The organism is Skermanella sp. (assembly GCF_059503625.1).
In genome coordinates this window covers 1-4,651 of sequence record NZ_JCACHA010001210.1, presented here as the reverse complement: position 1 = coordinate 4,651, position 4,651 = coordinate 1, and the positions used below count along the sequence as shown (strand labels likewise).

5 protein-coding genes are annotated in these 4,651 nt (G+C 65.8%); all 5 read left to right on the top strand.

The window, feature by feature from the left end; translation table 11 throughout:
* Positions 1 to 130: fumarylacetoacetate hydrolase family protein (locus AC5JJ6_RS42380; protein WP_496047833.1), on the top strand; the 130-nt coding region annotated here is incomplete at its 5' end.
* A gap of 124 nt (positions 131 to 254) precedes the next feature.
* Positions 255 to 1,424, top strand: coding sequence for an aminotransferase (locus AC5JJ6_RS42375; RefSeq protein ID WP_496047832.1), 1,170 nt, complete (start codon positions 255 to 257; stop codon positions 1,422 to 1,424).
* Positions 1,425 to 1,432: 8 nt separating this feature from the next.
* Positions 1,433 to 2,482 (top strand): agmatinase, encoded by a 1,050-nt coding sequence (gene speB / locus AC5JJ6_RS42370; protein ID WP_496047831.1) that lies wholly within the window; start codon positions 1,433 to 1,435, stop codon positions 2,480 to 2,482.
* A 33-nt stretch (positions 2,483 to 2,515) separates the two neighbouring features.
* Positions 2,516 to 3,607: an ABC transporter substrate-binding protein gene (locus AC5JJ6_RS42365; protein ID WP_496047830.1), complete on the top strand. Its 1,092-nt coding sequence runs from the start codon at positions 2,516 to 2,518 to the stop codon at positions 3,605 to 3,607.
* A 79-nt stretch (positions 3,608 to 3,686) separates the two neighbouring features.
* A partial coding sequence (locus AC5JJ6_RS42360) for an ABC transporter ATP-binding protein (RefSeq protein WP_496047829.1) occupies positions 3,687 to 4,651 on the top strand: 965 nt, incomplete at its 3' end.

Genomic DNA, 4,651 nt, shown 5'->3' with positions numbered 1-4,651 from the left:
CTATTTTACGCTCGCCGCAGGCGACCTGATCTTCACCGGCACCCCTGCCGGCGTCGGCGCGGTCAAGCGCGGCAATGTGCTGGTCGGCGGCGTGGACGGGGTAGCCGAGCTGAAAGTTACCGTCGTTTAAGCGATCCGTTACGACCAGACGAAAGGGAGCGTCGGCATCTAACGATGCTCCCTGGATTTCGGGAAATTAACGCTGTATCACCGAAAGACAGGCGGGGAATACTCCCCGCGTCTGGAGGTTTCTGGTGATACCCGTCAACCCCCATCTACTCGCGACATCCAGCCCGCCGATCCCGGAGGCGCAGGCTTGGGCGACCCGCTATCGCGGCGATCTCGGCCCGCTGGTCGATCTGGCGCAGGCCGTTCCCGGTTACCCGCCGCACCCCGATATCCTTGAAGCGCTGGCGAGTGCGGCGGCGTCTCCGCTGATGGCGCGCTACGGTGCAATCCTGGGCGACGCCGATCTGCGCGACGCCTACGCGGCGCATGTCTCGGGCAGCTTCGGCAGCCGTATAGCATCGGGTGAGGTCGCGGTCACGTCGGGCTGCAATCAGGCCTTCTTCGTCGCGGCCATGGCGCTGGCTAAGGCCGGAGACGCGATCCTCCTGCCGAGCCCCTGGTACTTCAATCACAAGATGACTCTGGACATGCTCGGGATCGAGGCGAGGGCGGTCCCGGCGCTCGCCGAGGATGGCTTCAGCCCCGATCCGGACCGCATCGCGGCTGCCATCGACGGGCGTGTCCGCGCGGTCGTCCTGATCAGCCCGAACAATCCGACCGGCGCCGTCTACCCGCCGGAAACCCTGCTGGCGATCTTCAACGTCTGCCGCGAGCGCCGCGTGGCGCTGATCCTGGACGAGACGTACCGCGACTTCCTGTCCGACGCAGGCACCAAACCCCATGGCCTGTTCGACCAGCCGGACTGGCAGGAGACGCTGGTCGAGCTTTACAGCTTCTCCAAATCCTTCTGCGTCCCCGGCCACCGGCTGGGCGCCGTGATCGCGGGGGAGGACTTCCTGGCGGAGTTCGCCAAGGTGATGGACTGCCTTCAGATCTGCGCGCCGCGCGCCGGGCAGCATGCGCTGGCGGCGACCCTTGAGCCGATGGCGGTGTGGCGGGAAGAGAACCGTCGGGAGATCGTCGCCAGGGCCGATGGCTTCCGGTCGGCTGTCGCCCAGTTGGACGGCTGGAGGCTGGACGCCATTGGCGCCTATTTCGCCTTCCTGCGCCACCCGTTCGACGCATCTGCCGCCACGGTCGCCGAAGCTCTGGCGGTCGAGCGCGGCGTGCTCTGCCTGCCCGGCAGCTATTTCGGACCCGGCAACGAGCGCCATCTGCGCATCGCCTTCGCCAATGCGGACAGGGCTGCGATAGAGACGCTGCCCGACCGGTTCCGCGGACTCAGCATGAGGTAAAGCTATCCATGGATAAGGACGAACTGCAACGCCTGCGGGACAAGTACGGATCGCTCGGCGGCGGCGACATCTTCGATCCGGAATTCCGCAAGGTCGCGGACACCATCTTCTCCAACGGAACCCGGCTGGCTCCCTATGCCGGCATGCCGACCTTCCTGACGGCTCCCCATCGGCCGATCGATCCCGAGAACCCCGATTTCGGCGACCTTCAGGTCGCCATTTCAGGCGTCCCGATGGATTTGGGCGTCACCAACCGCAACGGCTCCCGCTTCGGTCCGCGCGCTCTCCGCACCATCGAGCGGATCGGCCCCTACAACCACGTGCTGAAGACGGCGCCCGTATCGGACCTGCGGGTCGCCGATATCGGCGACGTGCCGTTCCGCAGCCGGTTCAGCCTGGACCTCTCGCACGAGGATATCGAGGCGCACATCGCCCGCATCCGCGACGCCGGCGTCGCCCCGCTGTCGGTCGGGGGAGATCACTCGATCTCGCTGCCGATCCTGAAGGCATTGGGCAAGGACCGGCCGGTCGGCATGATCCATATCGATGCCCATTGCGACACCAGCGGCGGCTTCGACCGGACCAAGTTCCACCACGGTGGCCCGTTCCGGGAGGCGGTGCTCGAAGGCGTGCTCGATCCCAGGCGGACGATCCAGATCGGCATCCGTGGCCCGGCCGAATATTTGTGGGAGTTCTCCTACGACAGCGGCATGACCGTGGTGCATGCGGAGGAAATCACCGGCCTCGGCATCCCGGCCGTGATCGAGCGCGCCCGCGCGGTGGCCGGCGACGGCCCGACTTACGTCTCCTTCGACATCGACAGCCTCGACCCCGCCTTCGCGCCGGGAACCGGAACGCCGGAAGTCGGTGGGCTGACCACGCGCGAGGCGCTGGAACTCCTGCGCGGGCTGAAGGGATTGAACATCGTCGGCGGCGACGTGGTCGAGGTGGCGCCCCAATACGACGCCAGCACCAACACGGCCCAGGCGGGCACCCAGATGCTGTTCGAGATCCTCAGCCTGATGGTCTACAGCCCGTCGATCGGCAACAAGCAATAAAAACGCTAAAAGACAGAACAGGAAGGTGAAAAGATGACCGAAATTGCAAAGACCGGGATCACCCGGCGGACGGTTCTGGCGGGCGCCGCCGCCGGGACGGCACTGCTCTCGATGCCGTCGATCGTCAGGGCACAGGACAAGTCGCTGAAGGTCGGCGTCTATGGCGGCTATTTCCAGGAATCCTTCGACCAGCACATCTTCCCGGACTTCACCGCCGCTACCGGCATCGAGGTCCAGTCGATCTCCGAGCCGACGGGAGAGGCTTGGCTGGTCCAGCTTTCCCAAGCGGCCAAGGCCAAGCAGGCCCCAGCCGACGTGTCGATGATGTCCCAGGTCGCCATGCTCAAGGGACAGGCGATCGACCTGTGGCAGCCGCTCGATCCGGCCAAGATCCCCAACGTCAAGAACCTGCTGCCGCAGTTCGTCAACAAATACCCTGACGGACGGGTCGCCGGCATCGGCGCGGTGTCGTGGTACATCACGCTGGTCACCAACACCGACGTCTATCCGGACGCGCCGACCTCCTGGACCGCCCTGTGGGACCCCGCCAACAAGGATAAGCTCGGCCTGCTGGCGCTGGTGTCCAACTCTTTCCTGCTGGAGGTCACGGCCAAGACCTTCTTCGGCGGCACCAACAAGCTCGACACCGAGGACGGCATCCTCGAGGTCATGCAGAAGCTGGCCGAGCTGAAGCCCAATGTCCGGCTGTGGTACAGGGACGAGGCGCAGTTTGAGCAGGCGTTGAAGTCGGGCGAGATCCCGATGGGCCAGTATTATCACGACGTCACCGGCCTTGCCGCCGCCGACGGCAACCCCGTCCGCTCCACCTTCCCCAAGGAAGGCGGCATCCTCGACAGCGGCTGCTGGGCGATCTCCAGCGCCTCGACCAAGTCGGCGGAAGCCCACGTCTTCATCGACTACATGTCGCAGCCGAAGATCCAGGCGACCCTGTCGCGCAACGTCGGGACAGCGCCGACGGTCGCACGTTCCGTCACCGACCTGACGGACGAGGAATTCGCCTCGGTGTCTTCGGACATCGCGCCGATCATCCCGCGCTACGACCTGTATCAGACCAAGTCCGACTGGCTGAACCAGAAGTGGACCGAACTGATCGTCGCCGGCTGACGCCTGTCCGTGCCGCCGTTCCCCGAATTCCAAGCGTCGGGGAGCGGCGTACCGATTTCCCGATCCAGTTGGAGGCCCGATGTCCGGCCTTGTCCTTGAGGGCATTTCCAAACGCTTCAACAACGTCGCGGCGGTCGATCACGTCGATCTGTCCGTCCCCAATGGCACCTTCGTCTGCATGCTGGGGCCGTCCGGTTGCGGCAAGACGACGCTTCTGCGGACGATTGCCGGCCTTGAGGAACCGACCTCCGGCCGCATCCTGATCGACGGCAAGGACATCACGAAGCTCCCGGCGCACCAGCGCGACTTCGGCATGGTCTTCCAGTCGCTGGCCCTGTTCCCGCACCTGAACGTCGGCGAGAACGTGGCATATCCGCTCCGCATCCGGGGTGTGAGCAAGGCCGATCAGGTCAAGCGGGCGGAAGAGTTGCTGGCCTTGGTGGATCTTGGCGGCTTCGCCGACCGTCCGGTTTCGAAGCTGTCCGGCGGTCAGCGCCAGCGCGTCGCCATCGCCCGCGCCCTGGCGCTGTCGCCCAAGCTGTTCCTGCTCGACGAGCCGCTGTCGGCCCTCGACGCCAAGCTGCGGGAGGCGATGCAGGTGGAGTTGCGGAAGCTTCAGCAACGGCTTGGCATCACCACTATCGTCGTGACCCACGACCAGCGCGAAGCGATGACCATGGCCGATCTGGTCGTCGTCATGGGCAACGGACGCATCCAGCAGGCGGCTTCACCGGTCGAGATCTACCGCAAGCCGGTCAACAGCTTCGTCGCCGATTTCATCGGCTCGACCAACCTTCTCCCGGTTCGGCAGGCCGGGGACGGGCAGGGCGTGTCGGCGCCCGGTGGTACGATTCCCGGCGTCGCGCTCGGTGCGGGACGCGATCAGGCCACCCTGTCGGTCCGGCCGGAAGACGTCCATCTGGTGCCCGCCGACCAAGCGCCGCTGACCGGGCGCATCAGCTTCATCCGGGACCTGGGCGCCAGCATCGAGACCTTCGTGGATGCCGGAGGGACCCAGATCGTCGCGGTGACCTCGCCGCGCGA